This is a genomic window from Streptomyces sp. NPDC001222, assembly GCF_042896945.1.
Taxonomy (GTDB): Bacteria; Actinomycetota; Actinomycetes; order Streptomycetales; family Streptomycetaceae; genus Streptomyces; species Streptomyces gibsoniae.
Genome location: NZ_JBIAXT010000056.1, coordinates 13,339 through 28,480, shown reverse-complemented (window position 1 = coordinate 28,480; position 15,142 = coordinate 13,339). Strand labels below are relative to the sequence as shown.

Annotated in this window: 20 protein-coding genes and 3 pseudogenes; 16 read left to right on the top strand and 7 right to left on the bottom strand. The window is 69.1% G+C overall.

Annotated elements, in window-relative coordinates; translation table 11 throughout:
* Positions 1–217 precede the first annotated feature (217 nt).
* Genes ACFY2Z_RS39610 through ACFY2Z_RS39600 form a run of 3 tightly spaced genes read right to left on the bottom strand, consistent with a single transcriptional unit; the run spans position 218 to position 908 of the window.
* On the bottom strand, positions 218–358 hold the full coding sequence (locus ACFY2Z_RS39610) for a DUF2267 domain-containing protein (protein ID WP_390748848.1): 141 nt from the start codon (positions 356–358) through the stop codon (positions 218–220).
* A gap of 4 nt (positions 359–362) precedes the next feature.
* Positions 363–539, bottom strand: a complete 177-nt coding sequence (locus tag ACFY2Z_RS39605; protein WP_390748847.1) for a DUF2267 domain-containing protein — start codon at positions 537–539, stop codon at positions 363–365.
* A 60-nt stretch (positions 540–599) separates the two neighbouring features.
* A complete protein-coding gene (locus ACFY2Z_RS39600) occupies positions 600–908 on the bottom strand; it encodes a hypothetical protein (protein ID WP_390748846.1) in 309 nt (102 codons plus the stop codon).
* Between the two features lie 49 nt (positions 909–957).
* Between ACFY2Z_RS39600 and ACFY2Z_RS39595 the strand changes: the two genes are divergently transcribed.
* Both ACFY2Z_RS39595 and ACFY2Z_RS39590 read left to right on the top strand, forming a co-directional pair.
* Entirely contained in the window at positions 958–1,278 is a 321-nt protein-coding gene (locus ACFY2Z_RS39595; protein ID WP_390748845.1) for a DUF2795 domain-containing protein, read from the top strand.
* A 321-nt stretch (positions 1,279–1,599) separates the two neighbouring features.
* On the top strand, positions 1,600–1,857 hold the full coding sequence (locus ACFY2Z_RS39590; RefSeq protein WP_390748844.1) for a hypothetical protein: 258 nt from the start codon (positions 1,600–1,602) through the stop codon (positions 1,855–1,857).
* Positions 1,858–1,917: 60 nt separating this feature from the next.
* On the opposite strand, the gene ACFY2Z_RS39585 is transcribed toward ACFY2Z_RS39590, so the two are convergent.
* The 3 genes and pseudogenes from ACFY2Z_RS39585 to ACFY2Z_RS39575 all read right to left on the bottom strand — a co-directional run.
* Positions 1,918–2,616: an HAD family hydrolase gene (locus tag ACFY2Z_RS39585; protein WP_390748843.1), complete on the bottom strand. Its 699-nt coding sequence runs from the start codon at positions 2,614–2,616 to the stop codon at positions 1,918–1,920.
* Positions 2,617–3,431: 815 nt separating this feature from the next.
* On the bottom strand, positions 3,432–3,779 hold the full coding sequence (locus tag ACFY2Z_RS39580; RefSeq protein WP_390748842.1) for a hypothetical protein: 348 nt from the start codon (positions 3,777–3,779) through the stop codon (positions 3,432–3,434).
* A 130-nt stretch (positions 3,780–3,909) separates the two neighbouring features.
* Positions 3,910–4,346: pseudogene (locus ACFY2Z_RS39575) on the bottom strand (aldehyde dehydrogenase family protein); the annotation flags it as partial.
* A 172-nt stretch (positions 4,347–4,518) separates the two neighbouring features.
* Here ACFY2Z_RS39575 and ACFY2Z_RS39570 point away from each other — a divergent pair.
* From ACFY2Z_RS39570 to ACFY2Z_RS39505, 14 genes and pseudogenes are all read left to right on the top strand, one after another.
* Complete coding sequence (locus ACFY2Z_RS39570; protein ID WP_390748841.1) at positions 4,519–4,860, top strand: hypothetical protein; 342 nt, start codon at positions 4,519–4,521, stop codon at positions 4,858–4,860.
* An 810-nt stretch (positions 4,861–5,670) separates the two neighbouring features.
* Entirely contained in the window at positions 5,671–6,165 is a 495-nt protein-coding gene (locus tag ACFY2Z_RS39565) for a helix-turn-helix domain-containing protein (protein ID WP_390748840.1), read from the top strand.
* Positions 6,166–6,241: 76 nt separating this feature from the next.
* On the top strand, positions 6,242–6,634 hold the full coding sequence (locus ACFY2Z_RS39560; protein WP_390748839.1) for a helix-turn-helix domain-containing protein: 393 nt from the start codon (positions 6,242–6,244) through the stop codon (positions 6,632–6,634).
* Between the two features lie 434 nt (positions 6,635–7,068).
* A complete protein-coding gene (locus tag ACFY2Z_RS39555; RefSeq protein ID WP_390748838.1) occupies positions 7,069–7,806 on the top strand; it encodes a hypothetical protein in 738 nt (245 codons plus the stop codon).
* 63 nt (positions 7,807–7,869) lie between these two features.
* Positions 7,870–8,307: a phage capsid protein gene (locus ACFY2Z_RS39550; protein ID WP_390748837.1), complete on the top strand. Its 438-nt coding sequence runs from the start codon at positions 7,870–7,872 to the stop codon at positions 8,305–8,307.
* 59 nt (positions 8,308–8,366) lie between these two features.
* A complete protein-coding gene (locus tag ACFY2Z_RS39545; RefSeq protein ID WP_390748836.1) occupies positions 8,367–9,002 on the top strand; it encodes a hypothetical protein in 636 nt (211 codons plus the stop codon).
* A 20-nt stretch (positions 9,003–9,022) separates the two neighbouring features.
* Entirely contained in the window at positions 9,023–9,889 is an 867-nt protein-coding gene (locus ACFY2Z_RS39540) for a replication initiator (RefSeq protein WP_390748835.1), read from the top strand.
* Positions 9,850–9,996: an excisionase gene (locus ACFY2Z_RS39535; RefSeq protein WP_390748834.1), complete on the top strand. Its 147-nt coding sequence runs from the start codon at positions 9,850–9,852 to the stop codon at positions 9,994–9,996. Before ACFY2Z_RS39540 ends, ACFY2Z_RS39535 begins: the two co-directional genes overlap by 40 nt.
* Positions 9,993–10,840: pseudogene (gene xerC, locus ACFY2Z_RS39530) on the top strand (tyrosine recombinase XerC); the annotation flags it as partial. The gene ACFY2Z_RS39535 and the pseudogene xerC, both read left to right, overlap by 4 nt.
* A 705-nt stretch (positions 10,841–11,545) precedes the next feature.
* Entirely contained in the window at positions 11,546–12,421 is an 876-nt protein-coding gene (locus ACFY2Z_RS39525; protein WP_390748833.1) for a sigma-70 family RNA polymerase sigma factor, read from the top strand.
* Between the two features lie 432 nt (positions 12,422–12,853).
* Complete coding sequence (locus ACFY2Z_RS39520; protein WP_390748832.1) at positions 12,854–13,297, top strand: MBL fold metallo-hydrolase; 444 nt, start codon at positions 12,854–12,856, stop codon at positions 13,295–13,297.
* Between the two features lie 47 nt (positions 13,298–13,344).
* The gene (locus ACFY2Z_RS39515) at positions 13,345–14,046 is read left to right on the top strand and encodes an NAD(P)-dependent oxidoreductase (RefSeq protein ID WP_390748831.1); all 702 of its coding nucleotides are present in this window, start codon (positions 13,345–13,347) and stop codon (positions 14,044–14,046) included.
* 33 nt (positions 14,047–14,079) lie between these two features.
* On the top strand, positions 14,080–14,328 hold the full coding sequence (locus tag ACFY2Z_RS39510; RefSeq protein WP_390748830.1) for a DoxX family protein: 249 nt from the start codon (positions 14,080–14,082) through the stop codon (positions 14,326–14,328).
* Positions 14,328–14,543, top strand: a complete 216-nt coding sequence (locus ACFY2Z_RS39505; RefSeq protein ID WP_390748829.1) for a hypothetical protein — start codon at positions 14,328–14,330, stop codon at positions 14,541–14,543. Before ACFY2Z_RS39510 ends, ACFY2Z_RS39505 begins: the two co-directional genes overlap by 1 nt.
* Before the next feature lie 327 nt (positions 14,544–14,870).
* Here the strand turns inward: ACFY2Z_RS39505 and ACFY2Z_RS39500 are convergent.
* Positions 14,871–15,056, bottom strand: a pseudogene (locus ACFY2Z_RS39500) (hypothetical protein); the annotation flags it as partial.
* Positions 15,057–15,142: the final 86 nt, after the last annotated feature.

The following is a 15,142-nucleotide window of genomic DNA, read 5'->3' as shown; positions in this document are numbered from 1 at the left end:
CACTCCAAGCCTTCGACATCACCTTCGACGGCCGGCTCACCGCCGGACGCCGCTGAACGAAACCGACCGAGTTCCACCGTTCGCTACACAGACCCAGCACATGCCGCGCCACCGCTTCTTCCAGCCTCCCACCGGTCCGATGGATGTCAAACAAGCGCTTGCGAGCGATTCCCATGGCGTGCGCACAGCCGTGTTGCGGGCGCCGGGATGTCAGACGCTAGATGTTCTGGAACTCGTTCGGCAGTTGCGACCTCACATCCTGGAACTCCGTGACGGGGACGGCCTCTCCCAGAATCATGAAAACCGCCGCAACGCCCCTGCGCGCCAAGGTCTCATCGACGCCCGCACACTCACTCACTCACTCACTCACTCACTGGCCGGACGAACTCGGCAACGCCGAATTTCTGGGCAACATCCTCCGGTGGCACCAGGGGCGGGGCGATCTCGGCGGGCAGGACGTCGGCCAAGTGCCTGGCCTCGCCGCCGGTGATCCGCTCGGCCAGCGTCAGCATCGTGGCCCGCGTCAGTTCCCTGAACAACGCTGCCCCAAACGGTGATCGAAATGCTGGCGCGCTGGCGGCCGCTGCCGAAAGCGCCGGTCACCGCCCGTCCTCTTCGCTCTCCTCGGTAAAGGGGCGCACCGCGTCCAGCAAGGCTTTCAACGCACCGGTGAGCATCCCGAGCTCGGCGACGCGCTGGGCGTACGCATCCTGCTGGTACTTCCCCTCGGCGTGCTCGGCCCGCTCGCCGACGTTCGCCAGGATCTGCTCGGCGGCCTGAGCCGCGGCGCGCAGGGCGGCACGTTCGATATTGCCGGGCATGTGATCTCCCATGGATTCGGCCGTCGGGCACAGGATTCCCCGGAGTGCTTCGACATCGCCGGCTGCCGGTTTTGCCAGGAATGCCACGGGTAGGGCACGAGTACGAAGTGCCCCGGGACAAAACTGAGGAGGAGATATGTCTTCTACCAGCGTACGTGACGTCCTGGACGCGCTGCAGGACGTCGACTTCCCTGCGGGCAAAGAGGAACTGGTCCAGGCCGCCGAGAATGCCGGAGCGTCCGAGGAAGTGGTCAAGGCGCTTCGCGCCATTCCCCCGGACGAGTATGGCAACCGGGATGAGGTGGCCAGGTCGGTGCGCGTCGACCCGGCATCCGACCTGGATCTGAGCGCGGCGCAGCGCGCGGAGCAGGCCCGGCGCGGCGGCCGCCCCGGCCAGTCGCAGCACCTGCGTGACGTCCCCAAGCCGCCCGTTCAGGACGAACTCGACCAGTCCTGATCCGCGCGCCCTGGCGGAGCCCGGGCTCACCGCGTGGACACGCAACCCTCTCGCCGAGTTTGACCATCTGCGCGACGTCCGCGATGCCGAGGAGGCGGTCGCCGGTCAGTTGCGGGCGGATCGGGCCGCCGAACTCCGCGAGGGATCACCGGCAGACACTGGAGGACCACATCCCCGAGCTCAATCGCCGCCTGGAGCAGCTGACCGCCCGAGGACCGTTGTCCGAGGCCTTCATCACCCTGGGCGGTCAGGCCAGGGGCACCGGCCGCGTGCTGTGGCGGCTGATGTCGGGGCTGCCGTCAGCCGTGCGGACCGGGCACGATGGTCACACTCCGCAACGCCTCCGGAAAGGACATCGAGGAGGAGTTCGCCGTCGCGACCAAGGCGGCGGCCGACCGCGCGGCAGAGCGTTTCGCCGATGAGATCGGCGACAGCCTCGACGCCAACATGCTCCGGGGCATCCGCACCGACGACGAACGGGTCCTCAACAACATGGACCACAGCCTGGAAGAGGCGGCAGACGTGGTGGTCCGTGTCAAGACCAGCGAGGCCGGCGGCGGAGCCGCACCGGCCTCCTGAGCCGTGCCGCCATCCTCATCCGTCCCCGGGTGCCGGACCGCCCGGACGGATGCGTCGCGCTCAGGCGCCGTGCGCGTCCCGGACGCCGAGTTCGTCGATGTGCCCCAGCAGGTCGAGGGGGTCGGCGTACACCCGGAACGCCTGGGCCCGCTCCAGTTCGTCCTGCCCGTATCCTCCGGACAGCAGCCCCACTCCGAGTGCCTCCGCTCGCCGCGCAGCCAGCAGATCCCACACACTGTCTCCGACGACGACACAGTCGCGGGCGGGGATGCCGAGCCGCGCCGCGCCCGCCAGGAACAGATCGGGGTCGGGTTTGGCGCGGCTGACTTCCTCGCGGGTGACCGTCGGCACGTCAGGCGGCACGGCGAGTCTGGCGAACATGGGTGCGGCATCGTCCCGGCGGGCGCTGGTGGCGATCGTCCAGGGGACGCCGCAGTCCGTCAGCGTCCGCAGAAGCTCGGCGGCTCCGGGCAGCGGCCGGATGGCGTTCGTCCAGCCTTCGAAGTGGCGGTGATGGGCATTTTGCAGTTCATCGGCCTCCCTCGGCGTCAGCCGTACGCCGGTCTCGCGCATCATGGCCTGCACGAGCAGGCCACCGCTCATCCCGATCCTCCGGTGGATCCGCCAGATCGCCAGGCCGATGCCCATCTCACTCAACGCCTGCTGCCAGGCGATGACGTGCTGGTAGACGCTGTCGACGAGTGTCCCGTCCAGGTCGAAGACGAACGCCGCGGGCCGGGTGGGCCTACCGTCGGACATCTTCCACATCCCTCCCGTCAGCGGCCGACCCGGCCGCCGGGGTATGGGCACCGGAGGACAGCCGCTGCGCCCGGGACTCCTCGACCGTGTCCTTCGGGGCGGTGCGGAAGCGGCCAGGGCCCCAGGGGCGCCCCCTGACGGCCTGTTCAAGCGCTCGCCGGCCGAGCGGCCCGTACCGTTCGAGTGCCGCCGCCACCTCGTCGATCTCCTCGTTGTGCGACCGGTCGGCCATAAGGGCGGTGCGGCTGGTCGGACCACCGGTGCCGGCCGTCTCGTGGGAGTACGGCGGACCGCCGGTGCCGGCCGTCCCCGGGGAGTACGGGGGACCGCCGGTGCCGGCCGTCCCCGGGGAGTACGGCGGACCGCCAGCACCTGCCCGGGTACGGCGGGCGCCGGCCCGCTCGTGCCCGGACGAATGCCATGCTGCGCGCCGGGTATGCGATCGGCATCGGTGCACGGTGACCAAATCGCGCGATCGGAATCGACCCAGCGGGCTGAGACACCGCGGACGAGCGGGCGCTCGCGCAACGAGGCAATCTGCCGGCGTTCCAGCGGAGACAGGTACCGCCCGGACCGGGAGCCCTCCGGGAGATGGTCCGGCTGTGGGCCACCGTTCTCCGCCCGCCACCGGTACCCGGTCTTCCGCCCGATCCCGAGCTGCTTGCACGCGTCCACGGTGCGCACCCCGGCCGCCGGCAGCCGCCAGCACTCCGCCTCGAGCTCCAGCCTGCGCTTATGTCCCCGCCTCGCGATCAACACACCCCTAATGATCAAGGAATGTTGCGACAACGCTAGAACCCAAGGACCCATAGGGGTCACGGTTCAAGGACGGTACGCCTCGCCTCCAGCGTGTCGACGGTGTCCTTGCCCTCCTGCCGGAGGACGTCTTCGGTGAACCGGATGATGGTGTTGACGATGCCCCGGATTGCGCTGGGAACGCACTCACGTGTCCACTCCTCAGCCGCTTGAAGCACAGCCCCTCCTCCACCCCGGCCGCCGGCACGCCAGCCAATCCCGCGCCACGGCCGGGGCGCAGTCGACGGGCACAACGTGAACGGCGCCGCCAGGCCGCGGTGCGCGAACAACGCCTCCAGCGCCGCACGACGCCGCGCGAACGGCCAGCCGGTCAGATCGTCGCCTCGGTGGACCAGACCGAAGGCCACGAAGTGCGGCGACCACTCCCGCGGTGCCTGGGCGGCCGTCGTCCCGCGTCCGGCGAGCCGCTGCTACAGCCGCTCGAACGCCCTGTCCCGCTCGGCACACCACCAGCTCGCCATCGAGAGCGCTCGTAGGTCAGCCCAGCACCTCTTCGATCGGGGCGTCGGCGTCCGCGTAGCGCACGAGCTTGCGGTTCGTGAATTCCACGATGCCCACGTCGCCGAGTTCGCGCCCGTAGCCGGAGCGCTTGATGCCGCCGAAGGGCAGCTCCGGTCGGGACGCGGTCGGGTGGTTGATCCGCACCATGCCCGCCTCCAGCCGGTCCGCGACCCCGCGAGCACGTTCCGGGTCGGCGGCGAAGACCGCGCCTCCCAGGCCGTAGGGGGAGGTGTTGGCCAATGCCACGGCCTCGTCCTCGCCCTCGCCCTCGTCCTCGCCCTCGCCCTCGTCCTCGCCCTCGCCCTCGCCCTCGTCCTCGCCCTCGCCCTCGTCCTCGTCCTCGTCCTCGTCGGCGATCCGGTAGACCGTGGCGACGGGCCCAAGAGCTCTTCCCGGTAGGCCCGCATGTCCGGTCGTCGAAGCGCGGGACGACCGGCAAAGATCTGCGGACCTAGCGAGCGCAGCCCCACTGTCCAGAAAGGCGCCAAGTGCCGTGGCGCGACTCGGCTCCCGTGCCGCCGGGGGCGCTCGCATTCCTTCGGTCGTCAGCGGTTGGTCCGTGCGTCGGGGCACGGACCGCTCGCCGTGACCCTGCCGACGACGTGCGGAAGCAGCGGACGCGAGCCGGCGCCTGTCCTCGACGACCTCGCCGACGTCGCCCGGCGCGCCCGCAACATCGTCGAGCGGGCCCTGAACCGCGACGGCCGCGCCCTCGCCCTCGACGTGCCGTGCCCCTGGTGCGGCGGCGAGCTCACCGGCGAGACCCAGCCCGGCGGCGAACCGATCGTGACCTGTTGGCGGGGCGAGGCGTGCCCGGCGCCCGTCCTGCTCGACCACCGCCGGCGTGCGTGGCGGGGCGCCGACCTGGTCGGACTGTGGGGCGCAATAGAGGCCGCCCGGGAGCGGGCCGAGGAGCGGCAGGAGTAGCGCGCAGACGAGAGAACGCACACGGCGCGCGGAAGGGGGGGTGTCCGCGCGCCGTTCGGTCAGAGGTCGTTCCCGTGAGCAAGCTCCACGATGACAGCCCAGAGCGCACGAACGCTCAGGGCCACCAACATGCGCGCAGCCAGTTCCCGGGCGACCTTTGCCCGTTTGGTCGACGGTCCGTCGGCCATATCTCCCACCTCCCTGTGTTGGGGATCGTCGCGGCCGCCCACCCTGGACAACCCATGGGACAAACGGGCGTCGCCACGATCCCGCCCCCCAAGGAGAGGTAGAGACCCAACCAACTTACCGACGCATCCGGGCAATTGGTAGAACACCTACCCTTGTGAACCAAGTCCAGAACTAAGTACAGTTGCGACCACGCCGGACGTCACACGGCCCGCCACGCAGGGAGCAACCCCCATGGACATCTGCGCCGTTCGAGGCGGCCGCAGCAAGCGGACCGGCCACTACCGCCGCTCCGGCACCCGCGAGCTCTACTGCGGCCGACCCGCCGGCACCAAGAACGGCCACGGCGCCACGCTCCGCGGCTGGAAGATGTGCACCCGGTGCGTCAGCCGACCGGGCCGCCGCAACCGCGACCGCCGAGGCGCGACTCAACCCGGCGCCCGCCGCCGAGCAGGCCAGCACCGCCGGCACCTGGCGCGCCGAGTGGATCAGCACCCCGCGCCGCCTCGCCCGCACCGACCCTGTTCGACGTCGAGCCCGAGGTCGAACAGGGCGCCCTGTTCGCATAGCCCGTCCGGCCCGCCTCGACCGGGGCGGGCCCCCACGAAGACAGGAACACCCGAGATGAACGACGAGCAGCCGCGCAACGACGATGTGATCCCCCGCACCGGCGCCCGCCCCACCGGGCCGACCCTCGACGGGTTCCGCAGGCACCTGCTCGACGACGCAGCACGGGCAGGGTTCATCCAATCCAGCATGCTCGAAGTCGTCGTCCGCCTGCTCGACACCTACACCGGCGACCACCCCGGAGCCCCCGTGCCCGGGAACGACACCCTCAGCCGCAGGAACCTGTACAGCGTCGCCAGCACCTACCGCCACACCCAGCACCACCCCGACGGCGACGTCGACGGCCTGCTCGACGACTACGCCAAGGAGTTCAGCCTCGCCGACATTCGCATCCTGCGCGTCGCCGCCGAGGCCGTCGCCGCCGCCACCCCGCGCGCCATCAAGGCCGCCAGCGACCGTGGCATGAAGCCGCCACAGATCGCCGCCGAGCTGGGAGTAACCGAGTCGTACGTCTACCGGATCTTGCGCAAGCGCCCCACCGTCAAGCAGTAGCCCGCATACGCATGCGGCCCGCGACCGGTGACGTCACCACCGGGCGGGCCCAACTAACCACCGGGAGCGACCCCCAGTGGCCACCACCAACCCTACCGGCGCCCTTGACCTCGCCGCCCGCTGCGCCACCGTGCGCCAGCTCGCCGATGACGGCATGTCTCACCGCGCTATCGCGCGCCGCCTCGGTATCCATCACCGCACCGTGGCGCGCGACTTCGATGCCACCCCCGCGCCGGCCGAGGCGCCACCGGCCGCACCGGCCGCACCACCCGCCCCGACCAGCGGCGCACCCAGCGCGCCACGCCTGCTGCACCCCTTCGACCCGGCGCTCATCCAAGACCTCAACGTGCTCGCCGACCCGCGCACCGGCGCACTTCCCTCGCCCCTACTCCGCGCCATCCACGCCGCCGCCGACCACCGCCGCGCCAAGATGCGCGCCGCCGCGGCGCACCTCGCCTTCGAGGCGTAGCCGACGGAAGGACGAATGCCCCGCCCATACGACATGGGCGGGGCGTTCGTGACGCCTAGTACGGCATCGCTGGGCGATATCGCATCACCAACAGAGGCAAGGTGCTGGCTAGTACCGCGCAGAGGACTGCGACGACCTGCGGGTTAAGCCAGGGGGCGACGGCCGCGACGACGATCACAATGACGACAAGCCTCCACGGAAGCCGCCGCCACCGGCACCAACGCGGCAGACTGGCGCCACCTTTACGGAAGATCGAATAGGGCACAGCCGCTCCCGGAATGGGCCGACCACTACAAGCGCATGCGGATTGACGACACCTGGTACGCAGGCGACGCGCGCCGCCTCGCCCGCATCTACAGCCACCATGCCCCGCCCGCGGAGCGCCGTTGGCGAGCGGCGCCCCCACAGCCGGCCGCCGCGACCACCGGTTGCACGTGCCGTTGCCCATCGACATCGCCTCGACGTCCGCCCACCTGTTGTTCGCCGAAATGCCGTCGATCAAGGTCACCGACCAGACGACACAGCAGCGCCTCGACGACCTGCTCGACCGCAACCGCGCGCAACAGGTGTTCCTCGGCGCCGCCGAGCAGGCCGCCGCCCTGTCCGGCGTGTTCCTGCGGACCACGTGGCACAAGGCACTCGCCGACTACCCGCTCATCACCGTCATGCAGCCCGACAGCGCCATGCCTAAGTTCCGGTTCGGCATGCTGCGCGCCGTCAACTTCTGGCGAGAGTTGGGCGGCTCGACGGATCAGAACGTGTGGTGGCACATCGAGCGCCACGAGCCCGGCCGCATCGTGCACGCCCTCTACCAGGGGACTGCCGACAGCATCGGGCGCACCGTGCCGCTCGCCGAGCACCCCGACACCGCCGACATCGCCGCGCCCCTCGACCCCCAGGGCGACGGACAGTCCATCGCTACAGGGATACGCGAGCTCAACGCGTCATACGTGCCCAACATGCTGCCGAACCGGCTGCACCACCGGGCGCCCATCGGTCGCAGCGACTACGCCGCCCCGTTGCACGACCTGTTCGACAGCCTCGACGAGGTATGGACGTCGTGGATGCGGGACATCCGCCTCGCCCGCGGACGGCTCATCGTCCCCGACGGGTACCTCCGGAACGAGGGGCCCGGCGCCGGCGCGACGTTCGACGACGACCGCGAGGTGTAGGCAGCGCTGAAGATCCCGCCGGCCGAGGCCGGATCCGCGATCACGGCCACGGCCGAATCGCTGGTGCGGCAGGCCGCCCAGTCCGCTGGATGCTCCGCCAAGTCGTTCGGCCTCGACGTCAACGGCGCGCCGGTCACCGCCACGGAGTCCGACAGCCGAGATCAGCGCAGCATGGTCACCAGGTCGAAGAAGGCCGGTTACTGGCGGCACGCGCTACAAGAGCAGCTCTACGTACAGATGCAGCTCGACGCGATCCTGTTCGGCCAGCGGATCAGGCCCGAGCGCCCGTCGGTCGAGTCTAGGCCCGGGGTCGCCGAGTCGATGCAGTCGACCGCGACCACTCTCGAACTGCTCAACCGCGCCGACGCCGTCTCCACCCAGACCAAGATCAAGATTCTTCACCCGGAGTGGGACGACACCGCGGTACAGACCGAGGTCTCGGCTATCCTGGCCGAGACTGGCGCCGACGCACCCGTTCCAGTCGGCGACTTCCCCATCTGACGCTATTCGCCCTCCGCGAACACGCCACGACGTGAGTGCATTTTCAGTAAAAAGTGATCATGCCACGACGGTTGCGACACCCACTCACCCGCATCCCGCTGCAAACGCACAATCGCCGCATCGAGAAGGTAATAGAACAAAGGTCTGCAGAAGAGGCAAAAATCGCAACGCGTCGAGAGAGGGTAAATACCGCTCTCTCGGTTTTGGCCAATCTCTTCGCCATCCCCGCCCTCATCATCGGCCTCCTCACGTACACAGATCAAAGACAAAGCGATGAGGTGAGTGCCAAGAAAGAGGCCGGTAGGGTTAATTTCTGGCGGGACATGACCACGGAGGATAATTCCCCGCAACCATCGACGACGTTGGTGGTCGAGAACCGCAGCCTAACCTCTGCACTACACACGATCATCGTGACGAAAACGGCATCCATCGGCGTTTATGATTATTTCGACTTCTCCCTAGTTCCCCCATGCACCAGGGAGACCTACACCCTTGGGGTCAACGGGAAGCGCCTGGATGCGATCGAAAATTTCGGAGAACTAGAACTTTACTTCGAAGATCCAGCCGGAGAAATATGGAAATCGAGCGATGACGGCGCTGTAACACGAGTGGGGAATTTCCCTGACGTGGACGATGATTACGTGAAGAAATGGAAGCTAAGTAACAAATTCACGCCCCTGGAGGCGTGCGGCTAAAAGCGTCCAAGCGTTTGGGGGTGGGTGTGCCGATCCACCCCGGAATGGTCGAAAACCTCGCCGTCGGCACCCGCAACCTGTACCAGCAGGCCGAGGAGCGCCTGTTGGGCATCATCGCCCGGCAGCTCGCCGCCGGCCTCGACGCGCCCGGATGGATCGAGCGCAAGCTCGTAGCCGTGCAGGCCATACGCCGCGCGTCACAGGGTGTCGTCGACGAGCGCGGTAAGGCCGTGACGCTGGAAGTGTTCGACGTCGTCGCCGAGGCGTTCAACGTTGGACACCGCGCCGCGGTTGCCGAGCTCGGTGCCCTGTCCGACACCGCGCGCCGCCTGGTCGACGACGTCACGCCTAACGCGCAGGCCGTCGACCGCCTCGCCGCCGAGACCGTCGACCTGTTGACCGAACGGCACCGCTCGATTCTCCGCAACGTCGACGACCGGTACCGCGCCATCGTCGCCGAGGTCACCGCCACGCCCTTGCTCGGCACCGGCACCCGCCGCATGATCCACACCGCATGGGCCCTCGGCGCCCTCGACGACCTCAAGCATCTGAACCTGCGCAAGTGGGCCCACAAGCTCGGCTTCCGCGGCCACTTCTCCACCAAGACCCGCACCTACTCCACCACCCTCGGCGCCCTCCGCAACGCCCGCGCCGCCTGGCACTGCCTGGCACCGCCGCAACACTCCTCCGCCCTCACCGACCACCCTCCTTCTCGCCCACTGGGCCTACCACGGCACCGGCCTCACCCCCGACCTCGAACGTCTCGCCGCCCTCATCGGCGGCCCGATGCGTGGACAGGCGGTGACCACTCGAGCGTGACGACGAACTCCTCACCGTCCCCGAAGCGATGGCCCGCCTCAAGATCGGCCGCTCCCTCTACGACCTGATGCGCACACGCCGCCTGGCCTCGCTGACCGTCGGCCGCGCCCGCCGCATCCCCGCCCACGCCCTCGCTGACTACGTCCATCGCCACCTGGAAGAGGCCGCCCGATGACCGCCCCCGAGAGCAAGACTGCCCGTGCCAATGGCGAGGGCACCATCTAGCAGCGCAAGGACGGGCGCTGCAAAGCCCCCGGCTACGTCCTCGCCGCCAACGGCACCCGCAAACGCGTCCGCGTCTGTGGCACCACCCGCAGAGAGGCCGCCGACAAACTCGCCGAGAAGATCGCCGACAGCAACCGCGGGCTGCCCGTCGCCACCGCCCACAGCACCGTCGGCGACTACCTCACCTACTCGCTCGGCAGCGTCGCCGTCCACCGGCTCCGCGAGAACACCCACACCCGCTACGCCACCTGCGTCCGCCTCACCTCATCCTCGGGCTCGGCACCAAGAAGAACGCACGCCTCACCGCCAAGGACGTCCGCACCTTCCTCGACCGCCTCCGCACCACCTGCCAGTGCTGCACCCCGGGACTCGACAACGAACAGAAGCAGTGCTACGCCATCGGCGAGTGCTGTCAGAAGCGGCTGTCGCCCTTGACCGTGACCTACGTGCACTCGGTCCTCAAGTCCGCCCTGGAACACGCCGTCCGGGAAGACGAACTCCCCCGAAACGTCGCCCGGAACGTCAAGACCACCGCACCCAGGCCCAGGCGCTTACAACCCCTCACCGCAGCCGAAGCCCGCCAGTTCCTGGACACGGCCCGCACTGACCGGCTCCACGCCGTGTACGAACTCGCCCTTCGCACCGGCCTCCGCAAAGGCGAACTCCTCGGCCTCCACCGGGAAGACCTCGACCTCAACGCCCGCAGCGTAGCCATCCGCTGTCCACAATCACGGGAGAACTTCACCCCCGCCCAGAACTCGTACCTGCGGCCAACAAGATCCTGGGCTTCCCAAACCGCCGACAATCGGCCACGACGGCTCTGTCGCGGCCGCTGTCTGTAATTCGTAGGCACAGGGGTCCCGCAACCTCCTACGAGGAGTAGGAGCGACCTCCCCCCGATGACGTCGTGCGGCAGTGCCGGGCGCTGATTGAACCGCAGGACCGCAGGCACTGAAGGTCGCCCAGCACGGCGCAGGCTCACCGGATACACGGCCGACCGCTTCAGCAATGACGTCTCGAAATCCCGCCGGTACGGGCCGGCCTTTCGTCGGTCGACGAGGTCGGGGATGCGGTGCTGCAGATCGGGCTCGGTTGTGGCCGACCACCACGAGAGTGGCTGACAGGCTCGCAACCCAGTTCCCGCACGAGCCGGCGGAGCAGTACGGCTGAGGCAGACGTACTCCGCCGTGTCACGTTTCCATGGCTCGATCCGACCAAGTCTCTGAACCTGGCTGTACGCGAGGGGAGAGGAAATGACGAGGAGGAAAGTCGATGCCTGACATCTCGCAGGGTGACATCGAGAACTGAGCCGACGCCTGGAGGCGCCGCGCCCGCATGGCCGACGAGCGTGCGCGGACCACGATCCTGCCGCTGCCGGCTGGGGTGCTCCACCGGCGGGTGTGGCGTCGAAGGATGCCAACTCGCCGCATCTGACATGACATCGTCGGCCGGGATGGCACCGGCCCGGGGCGGCTGAGGCCGGGAGTGGGGAGAGCGGGATGCAGATGGACGACAACTGGTTCGCCGAGCAGTTCGAGTTGCACCGGCCGCGGTTGCGGGCGGTGGCGTACCGGATGCTCGGCACGCTCACCGACGCCGACGACGCCCTCCAGGAGGCATGGATCCGCACGACCCGCTCCGATGCCGGTACCATCGAGAGCATTGACGGCTGGCTGGTCACGCTGGTCGGCCGGGTCTGCATCGACATGCTGCGTGCCAGGAAGTCGCGACGCGAGCAGCTCACCGGATGGCTTCCCGAGCCGGTCGTCACCACCGGCGAGACGGTTGACCCGGAGCAGGCGAGCCTTCTGGCCGACTCGATCGGACTTGCTCTGCTCGTCGTCCTGGAAAGCCTTGAGCCCGCCGAACGGCTCGCGTTCGTGCTCCACGACATGTTCGGCGTCCCGTTCGACGAGATCGCCCCGATCGTGGACCGTACCCCGGTGGCGGCGCGCCAACTCGCCAGCCGCGCGAGGCGGCGGCTGCGCGGGACCGCGACCGTACCAGACGCCGACCTCCGCACCCAGCGCCGGGTCGTGGACGCGTTCCTCGCCGCGTCCCGGGCGGGCGACTTCGAGGCACTCCTCACCCTGCTCGACCCCGACGTGGTGTTCCGCGTCGACACCGGATCACAAACCTGGCTCGCACCGGCGCTGCTGACCGGCGCGGCCGATGTCGCGGCCCACGCCGCGACGCACGGCCCTCGGTTCGCCACGCTGTGCGAACCGGCCCTGGTCAACGGCGCCGCCGGAATCATCGCCAGGACCAGGTCGAGCGTGGTCGCGGTCGTAGGGATGACCGTCGTCTCCGACCGCATCGCCGAGATCGACCTGGTCCTGGACGCAGCCAAGCTCGCCACCCTGACGATCTGCTGATGAGGACCACGACAGCGCCCTGGAGCGCGGGTACGGGCGGGCGACCCGCCGTGGCGAACTCCTGGAAAAGGCCCCAGGAACGGGACGGCGGCGTCCCCAGGATCACCGAGCCGAATGTCGCTCCGTTGCTTGGAGCGGACCTCTGGTGGCTACGCGAAGCCGGGCCGCGCCGTCGTCGTCGACACGGGCCGGGACGTGGCAGGACGGCAACGGCACGCTGCGCAACTGTTCGATAGAGACCGCACGTCCTACCCACCTACGTCCACCCGGACCGTGTCGGCTGAGCTTGCGAGTTCGCCGACCGGACGGCCCACCAGACCGCCGCTGCCATCCTCGAGGCGGGAATCCTCGCGAGCCTCTACGGATTCGAACTCCACGAGCGGCTCGGCCTCGATCCTGCGACGAGCCCTTCCCGGGCTGCTGCTCAGCGTCATGCCCGGGCCCGGGTTCGACACGCGGACCTACCAGATCGAGCCGATGAAGACGATCCGCCCGCTGCAGAACGGGGACACCATTGGCCTGCGCGACCGCGCGCTGTCGGTCTGCCATCCGCCGGGTCACACCGCCGCGTGCATCGCCCTCCCCGAGCACCGCACCGGGGTGCCGTACGCCGGCGACGTGATCTACGACGGCCGGCTCATCGTCAGCCTTCCCGACTCGGCCCTGCGCGCCCACCGGCCAAGCATGCAGCGGCTCGCTCGGCTGGACGTGTCCGTCGTCCGCCCAGGCCACGGACACAACTTCGGCCCCGAGCGTCTGCGGCAACTGACGCGCGCGCAGGTGACCGGCGCAGCCGGGGCGACCCCTGCGCCTCAGGCTGAGCGAGCGGGTGGCCGCAGGCGCCGCGCCCGGCACTGTCACATCTACGGCGGCTGATCCGACTTCACCTCGGAACCATCGCCCAACAGGACAGAGGTACCCGAATGAAGCTCGTCATCTTCGGTGCGAACGGCAAGACCGGCCGCCTGCTCACCCGCCAAGCCCTGGAAGCGGGACACCGGGTGACTGCGGTCACCCGGCATCCCGACGTCTTCCCGCTCGCCCACGAGCATCTCGACGTGGTCCCGGCCGACGTCTACCTCGAGGACGACGTCGTGAAGGCCGTCCGCGGTGCGAACGTGGTGCTTTCGGCGCTCGGCGTGCCCTTCAGCCGCGACCCGATCAGCGTCTACAGCACAGGTGTCGCGAACATCGTCACCGCGATGCGCCTACACGGTGTCACCCGCATCGTCGCCGTCAGCTCCAGTGCGCTGGACCCACGTCCGCACGCGGAAGGCGGCGTCGTGCTCAACCGGGTGGTGCAGCCGCTGATCACCCGAACGATCGGCAGGACGACGTACGCCGACATGACCGCGATGGAGACGCTCCTCGCGGACAGCGACCTCGACTGGACGGTCATGCGTCCCTCCGGACTTTTCGACGCCGAGAAGGTCAGCGACTACCGCCTCCAGGAGGACCACGCGGACGGCGTCTTCACCAGCCGGGCCGACCTCGCCGCCTGCCTCCTCGCGCAGGCCGGGGACGGGCGGTGGAGCAGCAGGCGAGTAGCCGTGACGACCCCCGAGGGCGCACCGACCCTGTGGCAGCTCATACGGCGCGAGGCCTTCGGCAAGAGCCCGGAATGAGTCGTCGACCCTGACGACCGGAAGGAGACCACCATGTTCGACGTCACTGCAGGGATTGCGCAGGGCTTCCTCGCGCTGTTCTTCCTCGCCGCAGGCCTGCCCAAGGTGATCGGCCGCGGCATCGACCGCTGGGTCGGCTTCGACGATCTGCCGCGGGGCCTCACGATTGTCATCGGAGCCGCCGAGGTCGCCGCCGCCGTCGGCCTGGTCGGGCCGCAGATGCTGGCCACGCTCAGTGGACCACCCCGCTGGCGGGCATCGGCATCGCCGTGGTTTCGCTGATGGCCAGCGGTTTCCACATTCGCGAGGGTGAGTGGCTCGCCGCGCTGGAAACCGCGCTGTGGGCCTCGTTGGCAGGCTCTGTCACCGTCTCTCGCTGGGGGCTGCTGAGCACGGGGCCGTCGGTCTCGAAGAACCTCCTTGTCCCCGTCCTGCTTCTCCTCCTGCCCGGCATCGTCGTCAACCTGGTCGTCCTGACGCGGAAGACCGCCCCGTAGCCGGTCCGGGCCGACGAGGGCACCGTGCGGGAGCAATTCACCGCTTTGACGAGATCGGGACGAGTGGGACCGCTGGGACGACTGACGGTTCACGTCGGCTGACCGCGCGGCAACTCGCCGGGCTCAGGCCGCGTGAGAAGCATGAAGAGCACCATCCGGCGGCACGGGTACGAGGACAGCGTGGCCGGGTAGGCTCCGGGACGCAGTCGTCCGGCTCACAGACCGTGTTCGTCCATCAGGCGGATCAGGTTCCGCTTGCGTTTCTGGACGGTGCGCAGGGTCGTGACGTATGCGGTGAACTCATCCGGCGTAGCCAGGCGACGGCGTGCCAGCCGGCCCACCGGGCCCATCCAGGGGCAGCTCCACCTCATACCGTTCCGTGCCGTGAACGCTTGCGGTGACCCAGCCGTCACCGACCTCGACTCCGGACGCCGCATCCAGGTATCTGAGCGCGCGCTCGAAGGAACGGGCACCGGCCAGCTCCTTCAAGTCGGCCTCGGTGAGACTGCCCATGATTTCCGTCTGCTCGGGTGTCTGTACTTGACAGGCCGTCAGCCTGATGTTGCCGGGAGATGCCGTCCCAAAGTCCTGCAACTCAA